Here is a 17088-nt window from a genome sequence, read left to right as displayed (position 1 = left end):
CCCCACGACCGGGACCGGCGGCGGTTTGACGATGTCGACGAATTCGGCGGGCAGGGGGGATTCCTGGCTGCGGCGCACGATGTCGGTGGCGTGGTCCTGGTCGGGGACGCTGAGCGCTTCCAGTGCGGCCCGCGCCAAATCGCCGGCGTGGCCGTAGCGGTCGGCCGGTTTCTTGGCCATGCCGCAGGCGATCACCGCGTCCAGCGATCTCGGCACGTTCTGGGCGGCCGCGCTTGGTCGCGGGATCGCGTTGATCATGTGGGCACTGACCAACACCGCGGCATTGTCGGAAGGGAACGGAGCGCTGCCGGTCAAGCACTCATAAAGCACGCACGCCAGTGCGTAGGTGTCGGCCTGATGGGTGATCTCATCGTTGGTAAACCGTTCGGGCGCCATGTATTTCCAGGTGCCGACCGCGGTTCCCATCTGGGTGATTTTCTCGTCGGTGTTGGCGCTGGCTATGCCGAAGTCGACCAAGTATGCGAAGTCGTCGCGGGTCACCAGGATGTTGGGCGGTTTGACGTCGCGGTGCATCACGCCGGCGGCGTGCGCTGCGTCCAGCGCGGAAGCGATCTGGGCGATGATGGCGACGGCGCGCGGTGCCGGCAGCGGGCCGTAGCGGGTGAGCAGGCTGTCCAGATCGGTGCCTTCGATCAGGCGCATCTCCAGGTACATCTGGCCGTCGATCTCGCCGTAGTCGTGGATGGGTACGACGTGGGGTTCCTGCAACCGTCCGGCGATGCGCGCCTCACGCTTCATCCGCTCCCGAAACACCGGGTCGCTGCTCACGGTTTCCGACATCAGCTTGACCGCGACGGTCCACCCCTTGACCGAGTGCTCAGCCTCGTAGACCTCGCCCATGCCGCCCTGGCCCAGCAATCTTTTGAGGTGATAGGGACCAAACATCGACCCCGCGCGCGAGCGTGGCGTCTCGCCCATCGCTGACCCTCCAAACAACCGCAATTGCGCCGACATTATCAATAAATGGCGGTCCGATCCGGTGCCTGCAATGGCCAGTGCTGGCAAACCTGGGTCTGCTCAGCGCGTGCGGCGATCAGCCGTACTTGGCCCACCAGTTGTGCAGATCCTCGAGGGTGGCGGGGTCGCCGAACACGTCACTGAGCATGAGTTTGCCCTCGTTGCTCCAGATCACGTTCGGGTGGTTCTTGTAGGTCCCGCACGCGATCATGCCGGCGGTGACGGTCGGGTCCCGGTCGTAGTGCCAGCCGTCCGGGGACGGCCCCTCCCCGGGGCAATTGGCCAGTTGCACCGCGGCGATGTCGTCGTTGAAGGCCTGCTTCAGCGCCGACAGGTTCGGGAACAGGCCGTAGATCGCCCGACTCGGGCCGCCCTGGTTGGTGTTCTGTCCGCAGTCGACCATCGCGGTCGTGCCGGTCCAGACGCTATTCGCCTTCGGCGTGGTGGCGGTGCAGGTGCCCGAGGGGTACCCGGAGGGCAACATCGAAAGCAGCTGGCTTTGCGGGGTGCCGCCCGCGGTTGTCGTCGGCGCACCTCTTGTGGTGGTGGTCGGCCGCCCGGAGCTGGTGGTGACCGACGTGGTGGTGGTGTCGTCGGCCTTGGGGGTGTCGTCGGACTTGGTCACTAGCCAGATGCCGACAGCGGCGACGATGAGGACGACCACCAGGGCGGCAGCGCCCGCCACGATGGGCCACGGACTGCGCTTGTTTCCCGGCGGCTGGTTGCCCTGGTTCCAGGGCGTCGGGCCACCAGGTTGGTTGGGTGGCGTGGCGCCCGGCGGAGTACCGCCCCAGCCGCCGCCCTGGAAGTACTGCGGCGCTTGGGTCGGCGGGCCTTGCGACGGAATCGGGCCGCTGCCCGGATTCGGTCCGCTGGCCGCAATGGGGCCGCTGGCCGGTCCCCAGGAGGGCGCACTCGTCGGCGACTGCTGCTGCAGCGGACCCGAGCCCACCGGGTCATACCCGGGCGGTGGCGAATACTGCGGCGGCGGGCCGGTCGGCGACGGCGTGCCGGTGGACGCCGGCTGTGCGGTCACCGCGGTGCCGGGCAGCGTCGATTCCCGGCTGCGCCGCAAAATGTTCTCGGCGTGGTCCTGGTCGGGGTCGCTGAGGGCATCGTGCGCGGCGCGCGCGAAGTCCCCAGCGCTGGCGTAACGGTCCTCGGGCTTTTTGGCCATGCCGCGCGCGATCACCGCGTCGAAGCCTCTGGGGATGCCCGCGCGCGCGGTGCTGACCTGTGGAACGGGGTCCATCAAGTGCGCCGTCACCAATGTTGTGGCGCTGTCCGCCCGGTACGGCGGGCTGCCGGTCAGGCATTCGAACAGCACGCAGGCCAGGGCGTAGATGTCGGCCCGGTAGGTGACCTCGTCGTTGGAAAACCGTTCCGGCGCCATGTATTTCCAGGTTCCGACCGCCGTGCCCAGCTGGGTGAGTTTTTCATCGGTGGTGGCGCTGGCGATACCGAAGTCCACCAGGTAGGCGAAATCCTCGCGGGTGACCAGGACGTTGGGGGGCTTGACGTCGCGGTGCATGACGCCGGCGGCATGCGCGGCGTCGAGCGCCGAGGCGATTTGGGTGATGATCGCCACCGCGCGCGGCGGAGTCAGCGGCCCGAAACGCTTGAGGACGCTGTCGAGGTCGGTGCCCTCGATCATGCGCATCTCGAGGTACATCTGGCCGTCGATTTCGCCGTAGTCGTGGATGGGCACCACGTGCGGTTCCTGCAGGCGTCCGGCGATGCGGGCCTCGCGCTTCATCCGCTCGCGAAACACCGGGTCCTTGCTGAACTCGGCGGTCATCAATTTGACCGCGACTGTCCATTCCTTGACGGTGTGCTCGGCCTCGTAGACCTCGCCCATCCCGCCGCGCCCCAGCAACCGCTTGAGGTGGTAGGGACCGAACATCGAGCCCACCCGCGAGTCTGGCTCGCTCATCGCTGATCCTCCTCAACCAACCCGAATCCCGCCGACACTACCAACCGCTCGAAGGCCCCTGGCCATCCATCGCCCCGGCACAACCACCGGCCCCAGCAACCATGACGGTAATCGCGACGGTGGGTCTTGCCAACAAGATCGCTTACAAGACCGTCCGTGACCTTTCGAGAGCTGCGCCCGAAAGTCCCGGCGGCGGGACGGTCATGCGGACGGCTGCGCGAAACATATTGCGCGACAGGCGAAGTCGCCGCTGCTGCACGGATCGTCAGGCTTGCGTATGCGCTGCGACCCGGAAGGTGAATTCGTGGTCGCAGATACGGATGTGGTCGCCGTCGCTGATGGTGGCCGCCGCGCGAATTCGTTGGTGTCGCACATGCACGCCGTTGGAGGACCTCAGGTCGTTGATGATGTAGTTGGTGCCGGTATCGACGATCACGGCGTGATGGCGGCTGACGTTGGCGCTGTCCAGCACGATGTCGTTGTCGCTGAGCCGGCCGATCCGGGTCGCCGCCGAGCGCAGCGGGTAGTCCTGACCCGACGAGACGTCATGCAGGTAGGCGGTGACTTTCTGGCTCGCGGCCATGGTGCGTTGATTGAGCGCGGTGACCGTACCGGTGGCAGTGACTTTCGCGTTCTGGGCCGCATCCAGCGGCTCTTGGCGCAGGATGCGCTCGTTGAGCGCGCGCAGCGTCGGGCCGGGGTCGATGCCGAGGTCGTCGGCCAGTGTCGTCTTCACCCGGCGATAGGCGTTGAGCGCATCGGACTGGCGGTCGGTGAGGTAGTAGGCGGTGATCAACTGCGTCCACAGCGGTTCGCGGTAGGGATGCTCCACGGTCAGCGACTCGAGTTCGCTGATCACCGCCGATGCCCGTCCGCACGCGATCTCGGCCTCTGCCTTGGCGGTGTGCGCGATGATTTTGTCCTCGGTGAGGGCGGTAGCAAAGGCGTCGACGAACTGAAAGTCCCGCAGGTCGTCGAGCACGGGTCCACGCCACTCTTTCAGCGCTGTCGAGAGATGCCGGCTGGCTTGCTCGAAGCGACCCGCGGCGGCGGCGTGCACGCCGGCCGTCTTTTCGGCGATGAACCGACCGAGGTCGCAGGTGTTTTCGGGGATGGTGAGCCGGTAACCGGGCGGCGCCGCGGCCAGCACAACGCGGGAATCGACGCCGGCGCCGCCGACGAGCTTGCGCAGGTTCGACACATAGGAGTGGATGCTGGCGCGTGCCCCGGACGGGGGCCATTCCTCCCACAGAGCGGTGATCAATGTGTCCACCCCGACCGGCCTGTTGCGGTTGATGACCAGCATGGCCAACACCGCCCGTTGTTTGGGGGTGCCCAACGGCACCAGGGTGCCGTCGATGTTCATCTCCAGCGGGCCGAGCACACCGAACTCAAGAGGTGTATCCGTCATCGCGCTACCAGCCATTTCGGGTCCTCCGCGACCTTCCGATGCCATCCGAGTAGCTAGGTGCCAGTACGGCGCCTTTCTTCGTCATTGTTTCCTGGTCCCTGTGGGTTGTGTCTACCGGGGCGTCTTGTCATTCTGCGGCATTGTGGTGCGAAGTTGGTGGATTTGCGAAGTTGGTGGATTGAGGCCAAGACGTCTTCGGCCGAACGGCCGAAATGCCGCGCCCGTCAAGGCGATCATCTTTCCGTCCTGCGAATTATTCTGTGGGACAACGGGTTCGAAGAGCTCACTTGATGGTTGCCACCGTGACGAGCAGGAAATAGTGGCTGGTGGCCCATGCCTTGACGAACAGGTCCAGCGGAATCTGTTCGTCGCGGCCGTTCTTGTTGCCGCTGTCGTTGAGGTGCACGACGCCGCTGCGGGTGTCCACGCCGGTCACCACGACCGAGTGATCAGACACCGGGTTGCCCTCGTCGTCCTTGCTCTCAACGGGCTCGCCCCAAATCATTTCGGCATTCAGGCTGACGATCACGGCATGGCGGGTCGCCAGGTAGTGCTTGAGGGCATCCATGCCCGTTGCGGGACCGTTCTTCGCGGCCGCCTCGGCGTCGGTGATCTGGGCGCCGATGTCGTAGTGCCTCAGCAGCGTCGGCAGGTCCAGTCGGTTGGTGCCGTTGCCCGAATTCGGATTTTGCGAATCGGCTGGGGGGATATAGATCGAGCCGGGGTGGGTGGTGCTGGGCGTGGACTGCGCGACGTTGATGATGGCTTGTTCGGATGGCTCGCTGCCGGTCATCTGGCCCACCACGTCGGCGGTGGCCATGATCGCGCAGTCGTCGTACTTCTGCAGTCGCCACCACTTCGCGGCGGCCGCGGGGTCGCCGTACAGGATGCCACCCGCGGCGGCTTCGGCCGGGGCCGCCAAGCCAAGAGCGAGCGATCCCGCGGCAGCGCTGGTCACCAGCGTCAGCAGGACCCGCCGGGCGGCCGTGGCGATCTTGAAACCCATGGTCGTTCCTTCTCTCGTGCCGCGATATGCGGTGCGTTCGGAGAACAGGTTCGCGGGTCGTCCTCTGTGTTCTCTGGATGAATTCTTGGAGTGAGCGACCCGCTGAATTGTGCTGGCGTGCATGGCAAAAAGAGAGACGGGCAGCCAAACCCGGCTGGGTGGCTGCCCGTCTTGCGGAGCGATCGGTCACTTGCGGGTTTCTTGGGTGACGGACATGAAGTTGTGGCTGGTTGCCCACGCCCGAAGGAAGAGTTCCATCGGGATCTGCTCGTCCTTGCCCTTGGTGTTGCCGCTGTCGTTGAGGTGCACAACGCCGTTGGCGGTGTCGACACCGGTCACCACGACGGCGTGGTCGGCGCGGGGCTGGCCGTCGCGGCCCGTGTTCTCGATCGGCTGGTTCCAGATCATTTCCGCGTTGAGGGCGATGATGACGGCGTGGCCGCCACCGAGGTACCGCTCGAGGGCCTCTATGCCGGTGGCGACACCCGTCTTGCCGGCGGTGTCCGCGTCGGTGTTGGTGGCGTGAATGCCGTAGTGCGCCAACAGGGTCGGCAGGTCGTCGGGGTCGGTGCCCATGCCCGAGTTCGGGTCGTTCTTGTCGGCCGGCTTTACGTAGATCGAGCCTGGGTGGCTGGCGCTGGGGGTCGATTGGGCGACCTTGATGATGGACCGCTCCGACGGCAGCTTGCCGGTGATCTGGCCGACCACGTCGGCGCTGGACATGATCGCGCAGTCGTCGTAGTTCTGGTGGCGCCAGTACTTGGCGACGGCGGTCGGGTCGCCGTACATGGTCCCCGAGGAGGCCGTGGCCGGGCCGGCCAGCCCGAGAGCGGCGGCGGCCGCAACGGTGGCGAGCAGGGCGGTCTTCGCGATGGAGGCGATCTTGAAGCTCTTCATGGGTGGTCCTTTTCTCGTTGAAAGTTCTCGCTCCGCTGGTGCGGATGGCGTGTTGAGAAAAGGTTCAGGCGTTGGCCTATTTGTTATCTGTACGAATCCTTGGAGTGATCTACTCCGGGCCAAATGCCCTGATCAGAGTGAATTGCGGATCGAGGAGGTGTGCCTAGTTGCACGACCAGGTGTCGATGTAACCGCCGCTGAGTTTGCCCAAGGCGTCCTTCATCGCCGCGCTCAAGTCGGGTCCGGTACCGCCCTGGTACTGGTGATCTTTGGCTGCGACGGCACCGCAGGCGGTAAAGGTGGTCAGCACTTTGCAGTCCGAGGCGCCGCAGGACTTCATCGCGGTGGCTTCGGCGGCCGCTTTTGTCGGGTACGCGTGCGAGCGGCCCCACGTGCCGTCGGACGAATAGGCAATGGCGCCATAGGAATCGGCGGCCGCGGCGGTGGGCGCCAGCGCGACCGTCATTGCGGCGGCGGCAGCCACCCGGGCGACAGCGGTGTTCAGCCGCGGGCGACGGCTGGTCGCCTTTGGTCCCCGAGTCGTCAGTCGCCAAGTCGTCATGAAGAGTCCTTTCGCCAGTGGCCGACGCTAGACGGGCTTGGTCGCGGTGACCTGTTTGCCCCAATCGGACATGGTCAGCGTCACCGAAGTGTTCGACGTGGGGGAGATCTGGATCTGGACGAGATGCGAGGACCCGTCCGAGGCGGTCCAGACGGTCGTCGGCACCGTCGAGGCGTTGTCGTCGGTCAGCCGGGTACCGGCCAATGTTGCGACATCACGCGCTGAGGAATTGCCGGTGATCTTCGTGGTGGCGACGCCGTTGACCTGTTGGCTGCCGGCGACCGATCCGTTCTGCAGATTGGTCAACAGATTGGCCAGGCCCTTGTCGGGATCCAGTAATACCGAGACGTTGTAGATCGAGGCGCCGTTGCCGAAATCGGTGTAGGAACCGGGTTGTCCTAAATCGGAGTAGAGGTGTCCGTCGACGTAGACGAACTGCGCCTCCTCGCTTTTGGTGCCCACCAGTACGGTCGCCACGCCTGTCGCCACGGTTTGCGGGGTGTTGGAGACGTCCCCTTCGAGCTTGGTAACCCGCATGTTTGGCACTTCGCCCTGCACCGCGACATTCACGTGCATGCCGGTGACCTTGCGCATCACGTCGGCCGCCTGCTTGAGCAGCGTTGCGGCCTCGCCGTTGGTAGCCGTCGCGGTGCTGCCCGGTGGCTTCGCGCCGTCGGAAGCCTTGCTGCAACCCGCGGTTAACAGCAGGCCGAAGGTCAGGGCAACCGCGGCAACGACACGAGACGAAAGCTTCATCGACATCTCCTAATGGTGGCCCACGGCTGTTTCCTGCATAGCCATCCCCGCACCACACAGTCAACAGCCGACCCCCGAGCCTAATGAGCCGCTGGTGGTGGCGAGCCGAAAAGTCGATATGTGCTGCCCAGCCGCCGAATTCAGACTCGGGTCATCTGGTAGTAGGCGCCGCGGCGATCCAACAGTTGGTGATGGCTGCCCTGCTCGACAATCCGGCCCGCGTCGATGACGACGATGCTGTCGGCGTCCCGGATCGTCGAAAGGCGGTGGGCAATAATGAAACTCGTGCGGTCACGACGCAGTTCTCGGGTCGCCCGCGCGATCAGCAGCTCGGTGCGGGTGTCGACCGAGCTGGTCGCTTCGTCCAGAATCAGCAGCTGCGGGCGGGCCAGGAACGCCCGGGCGATCGTGATGAGTTGTTTCTCGCCGACGCTGATGTTGGCGCCGTCGCCGCTGATTCGAGTTTGGTATCCGGCGGGCAGGGTGTGCACGAACCGGTCGACGTAGGCCGCCCTCGCGGCCGCCACGATCTCGTCCGGGGTTGCGTCGGGCCGCCCGTAGGCGATGTTCTCCTCGATTGTGCCGTCGAACAGCCAGGTGTCCTGCAGGACCATGCCGATGCGTGAACGCAGCACATGCCGGTCCAGTGCCGCGATGTCGACGCCGTCGATCAGGATCCGGCCGAAGCCGACGTCGTAGAACCGCATCAGCAGGTTGACCAGGGTGGTTTTGCCGGCGCCGGTCGGTCCGACGATCGCCACCGTGCTACCTGGCTCGGCCACCAGCGACAGGTCATGGATCACCGGGTGGCCCGGTTGGTAGGCGAATGTGACGTTTTCGAATTCGACCTGGCCGGGTCCCAGCGCGACCGGTGGGGACAAGGCTTGCGGCTCGGCGGGTTCCTCGGGTTCGTCGAGCAGGTCGAAGACCCGCTCAGCGCTGGCGACCCCGGACTGCAGGGTGTTGTACATCCCGGCGACTTGGCCCACCGGGGTGTTGAACTGGCGCACGTATTGGATGAATGCCTGGATGCTGCCGAGGGTGATCTGGCCCGCCGCGATCTGCAGCCCGCCCACCACGGCGACTGCGACGTAGCCGAGGTTGCCGATGAAACCGGTTGCAGGAGCGACCAGACCGGAGAAGAACTGCGCCCCGAAACTCGCTTGGTAGACGTCGTCGTTGAACTGGTTGAACTGCGCGCGGGCGGCGGCCTGGTGGCCGAAGGTCTTGACCACGGTGAAGCCGCTGTAGGTTTCCTCGATGTGGGCGTTGAGACGTCCGGTGCTGGTCCAGTGCGCCATGAACAGGCGCTGCGAACGGCGGGTGATCGCGCGCGTCACCAACAGCGAAAGCGGAACGGTGAACACCGTAATCAATGCCAGCAGAGGCGATATCCACACCATCATGAAAAGCACGGCAACCACGGTCAGCACCGCCGTGACCAGCTGGCTGATCGTCATCGACAGCGACGTCTGCATGTTGTCGATGTCGTTGGTAACCCGGCTGAGCAGTTCACCGCGCTGCTGTCGGTCGAAGTAGGACAGGGGCAGGCGGTGCAGTTTGTCCTCGACGTCGGCTCGCAGCCTGGTGATGGTCTTCTGCACGGTGCTGTTGAGCAGCCGCGCTTGACTCCAAAGCAGCAGGGCCGCAATCAGATACAGCGTCATGGCAAGAGCCAATGTGCGTGCCACCGCACCGAAGTCCACCCCGTGGCCCGGTATTACGTTCATACCTGACAACAGATCGGCATACGCGTGGTCACCGCGGGCGCGGACCAGGGCAATAGCCTGGTCTTTGGTCAGGCCCGCCGGGAGTTGCCGTCCGATGATGCCGTTGAACAACAGATCGGTTGCGTGGCCGAGGATCCGGGGAACGACCACCCCGATGGCGGTACCGAGGATGCCGAGCGTGATGACGGCAAGGCTCAATCGGCGATGGGGGGCCAGTCGTCGGACGAGCCGACGGGCCGATCCCCAGAAGTCTCGCGAACGCATGTTGGGCGGAGCCGGGGCAGCGCCGCGCGGACGGGCGGGCATCGGCGGCGTCACTGCGCACCCCCCACTCCTGCGTTCATCGCCTGGGAGGCGGCGAACTCGGCGTAGGTGGGGCAATCGTCCAGCAGCGAGTCGTGGGTTCCGTCGCCGACAATCTTTCCACCGTCGACGACGATAACTCGGTCTGCCTGGGAGGATGTCGAAATACGTTGTGTGACAACGACGATTGTTGCTTCCTCGGCAGCTTCGCGCAACGCGCTGCGTACTCGCGCGTCGGTGTGCACGTCCAGTGCGGAGAATGCGTCGTCGAACAGGTAGATGGCGGGGCGACGAATTACCGCCCGCGCGATGGCCAGTCGCTGGCGCTGACCGCCGGAGAAATTGATGCCACCCTGTGCGACGCGCATACCCAACCCGTGCGGCCGCACGAAATCCTCTGCCGCAGCAATGCGTAACGCGTGCCACATCTGTTCGTCGGTGACCACCTGCCCCGGGGTTGCGCCATAGCGCAAGTTATCCGCGACGGTGCCGGTGAACAGATAGCCGCGCTGGGGCACCAACCCGATCGCCGACCAGAGTCGCTCAGTCTGGTAGTCGCGGACGTTGATGCCGTCGATCAGGACCGCGCCGTCGGTGGCGTCATAAAGCCGGCAGATCAACGAAACCAGCGTCGACTTGCCCGACCCGGTGCTGCCGACGATCGCGGTGCTGGTGCCTGGCCGCGCGGTAAATGAGATGTCCTGCAGGACTGGGCAATCCGCGCCGGAATAGGTGAAAGTGACGCTATCGAGTTGCACCACGCCGGTGATTCCCTGCGGTGGGAACAGGGGATGCTGCGGATTGGCCACAGCCGGCGAGGTGGACAGCACCTCGGTGATGCGTTCGGCGCAGACTGACGCTCGCGGCAACACGACCAACGTCATCGTCGCCATCAGTACCGCCATCAGGATCTGTGCGAAATACGACAAGAACGCGATCAGTGACCCGACCTGCATCTGGCCCGCGTCGATGCGCAGGCCGCCGAACCAGATCAGCGCGACACTGGACAGGTTGATGGTCAAAGTGGTCACCGGCAGCATCAGCGCTTGCCAGTTGCCCGCACCCAGGGCGGCGTTCGACAGGGCCACGTTGGCGCGGCCGAACCGGTCACGCTCGAACTGTTCCCGGGTGAACGCCCGCACCACCCGCACGCCCGACAATTGGTCGCGCAGCACCCGGTTGATGCCGTCGATCAGCCGCTGCATGCTGCGAAACAGCGGCAGCATATGCGAGATGATCCAGTAGTTGGCCAGGCTCATGACCGGAACGCTGACCAGCAGCAGCCAGGTCAGCGCGGCTTCCTGGTGAATCGCCATCAGGACGCCGCCGACGCACATGATGGGTGCGGTGACCAGCACCGTTGCCGTGGTCTGGACCAGAAAGACGATCTGCCGGACGTCGTTGGTGCTGCGCGTCAGCAACGTCGCCGCACCGAACCGGGCCGTCTCGTGCTCGGAGAAGCCGATGACGTGTTCGAACATCGCCGCGCGCAGGTCGCGGCCGAAGCCGGTGCCGATCCGTGCGCCGAGGTAGGAGGCGGCGACCGCGCACAACGCCTGCAGGCCGGTGACTACCAGCATCACCATCCCCAGCCTGACGATGACGGCCGTGTCGCCGGTAGAGACACCGTCGTCGATGATCGCGGCGTTGACGGTGGGGAGGTACAGCGAAGCCAGGGTGCTGATCGACTGCAGCACCATCAGCGCCGCGGCCAGCCGACGGTATGGCCGGATGTACTGGCGCAACAGGGCCAGGAGCATGGGGCTACTGTGTCACACCAAATGGTTGTGCGTCCCGCGCGGCGAAATGCCTGCTCAGGTGGCGTGTCGGTGGTTGACCCGCGAGGCTGCGGCTACAGTGCATCGTGTGGAGCGGCAGCAGCCTCAGAAGTGGGCAGGTAGTGGTGCGGCGTAATTGGAAGATGCGGGTCCTGATCCTGGTCGCGGTGTTGACCCTGGTTCTCGGGCTGGCCGGGTGCGGGGGTTCCGACGACAACAAGCCCGGTGGGCCGGTTCCGTCGTCGTCGGGGAGCGCCGATGGTAAGCACGGCCCGTTCTTCCCGCAGTGCGGCGGCGTCAGCGACGAGACGGTCACGCAGCTGACCAGGATCTCGGGGCTGGTCAACACCGCGAAAAACTCGGTCGGCTGCCAGTGGTTGGCCGGCGGCGGCATCTCGGGTCCGCACTTTTCCTTCTCCTGGTACCGCGGCAGCCCGATCGGGCGGGAACGCAAGACCGAGGAACTGTCGCGTGCGAGTGTCGAGGACATCAACATCAACGGTCACAGCGGCTTCATCGCCGTCGGCAACGAGCCCAGCCTGGGCGACTCGCTGTGTGAGGTCGGGATCCAGTTTTCCGACGACTTCATCGAATGGTCGGTGAGCTTCAGCCAGAAGCCGTTCCCGCCCGCGTGCGACATCGCCAAGGAACTGACCCGGCAATCGATTGCGAACTCGAAATGAGCGGGCGGATGCGTGCTCTGTTAAAGGTCACCACGGTGTTGATCGCCGTGCTGATGGTGCTGACCGGGTGTTCGAAATCGGTTGACGGCAAGGCCATTAAGGCCGGCGGCGGTGGTGTGCCGCGCAACGACAACTCCGAGCGGCAGTACCCGAACCTGCTCAAGGAGTGCGAGGTGTTGACCACCGACATTTTGGCCAAGACCGTGGGCGCCGATCCGCTCGACATTCAGAGCACGTTCGTCGGTGCGATCTGCCGCTGGCAGGCGGCCAACCCGGCCGGTTTGATCGACATCACCCGGTTCTGGTTCGAGCAGGGCAGTCTGAGCAACGAGCGCAAGGTCGCGGAGGGGCTGAAGTATCAGGTCGAGACCCGCTCGATTCAGGGCATCGACTCGATCGTGATGCGGCCCAACGACCCCAACGGTGCGTGCGGCGTTGCCAGCGACGCCGCCGGGGTGGTCGGCTGGTGGGTCAATCCGCAGGCGCCGGGTATCGACGCGTGCGGTCAAGCGATCAAGCTGATGGAGTTGACGCTGGCCACCAACGCCTAGCGTTGGGTAGCGCGAGCCCCCTCACCGGGGCACGTGGAAGTCGACCAATTCCGCACCGCCGGGTTCGAGTTCGGCCCAGCGTCCACTGACCCGCAGCACGGCAATCCCTGACGTCGGGTACTTCTCTGAGATGCGCTGCGCCACATTGCCATTGGCGGTGTCGGCATCGGCCAGGATCAGCGCCACCGATGAGGTGGTCGGCTCGTGCCCGACGACTAACAGGGTGCGGACCTGTTCGTCGACGTCGTTGATCTCCTCGATCACCGCTCCGGGCGTGGCGCCATAGAGGCGCGCGATGTACCGGACCGACGAGTCGATCCCGGTGCACGCCAACGTTTCCCGGGCCCGCGTTGCCGTCGAGCACAGCACCGCGTCGATGGACGGCAGGTTGGCGCGCAGCCACTCGCCGCCCAGACCGGCTTCGCGGCGTCCGCGGGGGGCCAGCGGGCGATCATGATCGGCCACCCCGGCGGGGTAGGCGGATTTCGCATGCCGCATCAGGACCAACCGGCGTCGTTCATCCATCGGCCCACGGTAGTCACCGCGCGGGCGGCCCGCGACGCCACCCTGCCGTGCGGCACCGGAATCGCTGCGACCAAAGTGACGGTTGGGACTGTCGTGGTCTGCGGGCGGGTCCCGACTTGCCTAGCGGCCGGACCCTCCGGTTGAGGTCCCCGGACTTGTCGGTAGCCGGTCCTACACTCCCGAACCATGCGATTCCTGCACACCGCCGACTGGCAATTGGGCATGACCCGGCACTTCCTCGCCGGCGATGCACAGCCGCGTTATTCAGCGGCTCGCCGCGACGCGGTGGCCGGTCTGGGCGCGCTGGCCGCCGAAGTGGGTGCGGAGTTCATCGTCGTCTCCGGCGACGTCTTCGAACACAATCAGCTCGCCCCACAGGTGATCGGGCAGTCCCTGGAAGCTATGCGCGCCATCGGTATTCCGGTGTATCTACTGCCGGGGAATCACGATCCGCTGGACGCATCGTCGGTCTACACCGGCGGGTTGTTCACCTCGGAATGTCCCGAGAACGTCGTCGTACTCGACCGGGCCGGCATCCATGAAGTCCGTCCCGGCGTGCAGATCGTCGCGGCCCCGTGGCGGTCCAAGGCGCCGACCACCGACCTGGTAGCCGAGGTGCTCGACGGCCTGTGCGATGACGGTGTCACCCGGCTGCTGGTGGCGCACGGCGGCGTGGACGTTCTCGACCCCGACCGTGACAAGCCGTCGCTGATTCGCCTGGCCGGCATGGAGAAATCGTTGTCTGACAACGTAATTCACTACGTCGCGCTGGGCGACAAGCATTCGCTCACCGAAGTCGGCGACAGCGGCCGGGTCTGGTACTCGGGGTCGCCCGAAGTCACGAATTACGACGACGTCGAGGCCGACCCAGGTCATGTCCTGGTGGTCGACATCGACGAAACCGATCCGAGCCGCCCGGTCTCCGTCGAGCCCCGCCGTGTCGGCCGGTGGCGGTTCGTCACATTGCGCAGCCAGGTCGACAGCAGCCGGTGCATCGCCGATCTGGATCTGAACCTGGACCTGATGACGGATAAGGATCGAACCGTGGTGCGCCTGGCCCTGACGGGTGCACTGACCGTCACCGACCGTGCCGCACTGGATGCCTGCCTGGATAGATATTCGCGGTTGTTCGCCTCGCTTCGGTTGTGGGAGAGCCACTCCGAGTTGGCGGTGGTGCCCGCCGACGGCGAGTTCGACGACCTCGGCATCGGTGGATTCGCGGCCGCTGCCGTCGACGAACTGGTGGCCACCGCGCGAGCGGATGACACGTCGGCCGCCGTCGATGCGCAAGCGGCACTGGCGCTGCTGCTGCGCCTCAGCGATCGGGGAGTGGCATGAAACTGCACCGGTTGGTCCTCGCCAACTACCGCGGCATCGCCTACCGGGAGATCGAATTTCCCGACCACGGCGTCGTTGTGGTCTACGGCGCCAACGAGATCGGCAAGTCATCGATGATCGAGGCGCTGGATCTGCTGCTGGAATCCAAAGACCGCTCGACGAAAAAGGACGTCAAGCAGGTCAAGCCGACCAATGCCGACGTCGGCTCTGAGGTCATCGCCGAGATCAGCACTGGTCCTTACCGTTTCGTCTATCGCAAACGCTTCCACAAAAAGCACGAGACGGAACTGACGGTGCTGGCACCTCACCGCGAACAGCTGACCGGTGACGAAGCGCACGAGCGGGTGCTGTCGATGCTGGCCGAGACGGTCGATACCGGGCTGTGGCGTGCCCAGCGGGTCCTGCAGGCATCGTCGACCGCACCGGTGGATTTGTCCGGTTGCGACGCGCTGTCACGTGCGCTGGATGTGGCCGCCGGTGACGCAGCGGCCGCGTGCGGTACCGAGCCGCTGCTCATCGAGCGCATCGATGCCGAATTCGCCCGCTATTTCACCCCGACCGGGCGCCCGACCGGAGAGTGGAGCGCCGCGATCAAGCGGTTGGAAGACGCCACGGCCGGCGTGGCGGCGTGCGTGACAGCTATGGCCGAGGTCGACGACCGGGTCCGGCGTCACGCCGAGTTGACGCAGCAGGTGGCCGAATTGGCGCAGCAACTCATTGCTGTAGGGCCGCGGCTACTCGCGGCGCAGGCCGCCGCCGACCGCGTCAATGCGTTCGTCGACGAGGTCCGCGAAGCCAGGTTGATCGCGGCCGCGGCGGTCGCGACAAGCGCCGGCTCCGCTGCAGCGCACCGGGCGCGGCTTGAGTTGACTACCGAAATCGACACGCGCACTTTGGCTATCGCGACGCTAATCGCGCAGGCGCAAGAGGCCGCCGGTGAGCAGGTGACGGCGGCCCAAGCGGCTGAAGCCTGCGATGCCGCCGTGGCCGAGGCCGCCGCAGCCCTCGCGACCGCCCAGGAGCGCGCCGAAATCGCGCGTCGCACGCTCGACCGGATCGCCGAGCGCGAGGAGGCCGAGCGGCTGAGTGCCCGGCTGGCCCGGATCGACGCCATCGAAGGCGACCTCGGGCAAATCGACGGGGAGTTATCGAAGATCGTGCTGACCGAGGAGTCGCTGCGCGCAATCGAACTCGCAGCCGCGGCTCTTGAGCGCATCGACGCCCAGTTGCAGATGATCTCCGCCGTCGTGGAGTTCACCGCCGCAGCCGACATCGAGCTTGCCGTGGGTGATCGACGAGTGTCGTTGCGAGCCGGCCAAACCTGGTCGATCACCGCCACCGGTCCCACCGACGTAGCGGTCACCGGGGTGCTGACCACGCGCGTCATCCCCGGCGCCACCGCCCAGGATGTTCAGGCGAAATACACTGCCGCACAGCAGCATTTCGCCAGTGCGTTGGAGGCAGGCGGCGTCACCGACCTGCCCACGGCGCGATCGGTCCACCAACGGCGGTGCGAATTGCAGCGTCGTCGCGACCAGCTGCTGGCGACCCTGACGGGTCTGTGCGGCGACGGACCAGCCGACCAACTCCGCGTCCGGCTGGAGCAGTTGCATGCCGCACAGCCGGCCGAGCCCGACCTGTTCACCACCGATATCGCCACCGCCCGCGCCGAACGTGATGCGGCCGACGAGGCATACGCGGCCGCGCAGACAGAGTGCGAGACACGGCGTCGGCTCGCCGCCACGGCGGGTCGAGTACTCGCCGAGACGACCACTCGGGCAACGGTTTTGCAGAATGACACCACTACGCAACGCGTCGCACTCGATGCGGCGGTCGCCCGGTTGGCCGCGGAGCGGACATCGGTTGGTGATGAGGCTCTGGCGGCCAAGGCCGAAACGGAGCGCCAGATGGCGCAAGCCGCCGAACTCCGCGTGGCCGAACTCGATGAGACGCTGGCCGCCGCAGCGCCCGACGCCATTGCCGCCGAGCTCGCCGAAGCCACCACGGCGGCAGAGTCGCTGCGGGAACGTCACGACACCACCGTCACCGCATTGCGTGAGGTCACCGTCGAACTTGCCGTGCTGCGCGGCGAGGGGCGCCAAGGCAAGCTCGATGCGGCCGAGACCGAACTCGAGCACGCAACCAGCCAGCACGCCCGGGTCGGCGGACGGGCCAGGGCCGCGCAGCTGCTGCGGTCGGTAATGGGGCGGCACCGCGACGCTACCCGCCAGCGCTACGTCGAGCCCTACCGTGCCGAACTGCAGAGGCTAGGTCGACCCGTGTTCGGTCCTAGCTTCGAAGTGGAGGTCGACAGCAACCTGTGCATACTCAGCCGCACACTGGACGGCACCACCGTGCCCTATGAGTCGTTGTCCGGTGGTGCCAAAGAACAACTCGGCATCCTGGCGCGGTTAGCCGGCGCGGCACTGGTCGCCAAGGAGGACACCGTTCCCGTTGTCGTCGACGACGCGCTGGGGTTCACCGACCCGGACCGGTTGGCCAAGATGGGCGAAGTCTTCGACACCGTGGGCGAACACGGGCAGGTGATCGTGCTGACGTGCAGTCCCACCCGGTACGACGGAGTCACGGGCGCGCATCGCATCGATCTCAGCGCGTAGTGCTTCTAGGTCGGCAGGC

At 65.9% G+C, this 17088-nt stretch carries 14 protein-coding genes and 1 pseudogene; 4 read left to right on the top strand and 11 right to left on the bottom strand.

What is annotated here, in order from left to right; genetic code table 11:
• From A5634_RS06945 to A5634_RS06905, 10 genes and pseudogenes are all read right to left on the bottom strand, one after another.
• A partial coding sequence (locus tag A5634_RS06945) for a serine/threonine-protein kinase (protein ID WP_155769394.1) occupies positions 1 to 939 on the bottom strand: 939 nt, incomplete at its 3' end.
• A gap of 115 nt (positions 940 to 1054) precedes the next feature.
• Entirely contained in the window at positions 1055 to 1381 is a 327-nt protein-coding gene (locus A5634_RS30295) for a hypothetical protein (protein ID WP_437339949.1), read from the bottom strand.
• A gap of 191 nt (positions 1382 to 1572) precedes the next feature.
• A pseudogene (locus tag A5634_RS06940) lies at positions 1573 to 2911 on the bottom strand (serine/threonine-protein kinase); the annotation flags it as partial.
• 265 nt (positions 2912 to 3176) lie between these two features.
• Complete coding sequence (gene embR, locus A5634_RS06935; RefSeq protein WP_065143316.1) at positions 3177 to 4337, bottom strand: ATPase/transcriptional regulator EmbR; 1161 nt, start codon at positions 4335 to 4337, stop codon at positions 3177 to 3179.
• A 268-nt stretch (positions 4338 to 4605) separates the two neighbouring features.
• Positions 4606 to 5328: a hypothetical protein gene (locus tag A5634_RS06930; RefSeq protein WP_065143315.1), complete on the bottom strand. Its 723-nt coding sequence runs from the start codon at positions 5326 to 5328 to the stop codon at positions 4606 to 4608.
• Between the two features lie 186 nt (positions 5329 to 5514).
• Entirely contained in the window at positions 5515 to 6225 is a 711-nt protein-coding gene (locus A5634_RS06925) for a C39 family peptidase (RefSeq protein ID WP_065143314.1), read from the bottom strand.
• Positions 6226 to 6388: 163 nt separating this feature from the next.
• On the bottom strand, positions 6389 to 6787 hold the full coding sequence (locus A5634_RS06920) for a DUF4189 domain-containing protein (protein ID WP_065143313.1): 399 nt from the start codon (positions 6785 to 6787) through the stop codon (positions 6389 to 6391).
• A 27-nt stretch (positions 6788 to 6814) separates the two neighbouring features.
• Complete coding sequence (locus A5634_RS06915; protein WP_065143329.1) at positions 6815 to 7543, bottom strand: LppX_LprAFG lipoprotein; 729 nt, start codon at positions 7541 to 7543, stop codon at positions 6815 to 6817.
• 140 nt (positions 7544 to 7683) lie between these two features.
• Positions 7684 to 9591, bottom strand: coding sequence for an ABC transporter ATP-binding protein (locus tag A5634_RS06910; RefSeq protein ID WP_155769392.1), 1908 nt, complete (start codon positions 9589 to 9591; stop codon positions 7684 to 7686).
• Entirely contained in the window at positions 9588 to 11336 is a 1749-nt protein-coding gene (locus A5634_RS06905) for an ABC transporter ATP-binding protein (protein ID WP_065143312.1), read from the bottom strand. The genes A5634_RS06910 and A5634_RS06905 overlap by 4 nt, the downstream gene beginning before the upstream one ends.
• Positions 11337 to 11497: 161 nt before the next feature.
• On the opposite strand from A5634_RS06905, the gene A5634_RS06900 reads away from it, so the two are divergent.
• Both A5634_RS06900 and A5634_RS06895 read left to right on the top strand, forming a co-directional pair.
• A complete protein-coding gene (locus A5634_RS06900) occupies positions 11498 to 12037 on the top strand; it encodes a DUF3558 domain-containing protein (RefSeq protein WP_065143311.1) in 540 nt (179 codons plus the stop codon).
• A gap of 8 nt (positions 12038 to 12045) precedes the next feature.
• Entirely contained in the window at positions 12046 to 12588 is a 543-nt protein-coding gene (locus A5634_RS06895; RefSeq protein WP_065143310.1) for a DUF3558 domain-containing protein, read from the top strand.
• A 21-nt stretch (positions 12589 to 12609) separates the two neighbouring features.
• Here the strand turns inward: A5634_RS06895 and A5634_RS06890 are convergent, their stop codons facing one another.
• Positions 12610 to 13113 (bottom strand): SixA phosphatase family protein, encoded by a 504-nt coding sequence (locus tag A5634_RS06890; RefSeq protein ID WP_065143309.1) that lies wholly within the window; start codon positions 13111 to 13113, stop codon positions 12610 to 12612.
• Between the two features lie 186 nt (positions 13114 to 13299).
• On the opposite strand from A5634_RS06890, the gene A5634_RS06885 reads away from it, so the two are divergent.
• A complete protein-coding gene (locus tag A5634_RS06885) occupies positions 13300 to 14451 on the top strand; it encodes a metallophosphoesterase family protein (protein WP_065143308.1) in 1152 nt (383 codons plus the stop codon).
• Entirely contained in the window at positions 14448 to 17069 is a 2622-nt protein-coding gene (locus A5634_RS06880) for an AAA family ATPase (RefSeq protein WP_065143307.1), read from the top strand. Before A5634_RS06885 ends, A5634_RS06880 begins: the two co-directional genes overlap by 4 nt.
• The last annotated feature ends 19 nt before the right edge of the window (positions 17070 to 17088 follow it).

The organism is Mycobacterium asiaticum, from assembly GCF_001673365.1.
GTDB classification, from domain to species: Bacteria; Actinomycetota; Actinomycetes; order Mycobacteriales; family Mycobacteriaceae; genus Mycobacterium; species Mycobacterium asiaticum_A.
Note: the sequence above shows the minus strand (reverse complement) of the source record. Positions and strands in the feature narration are given on the sequence as shown.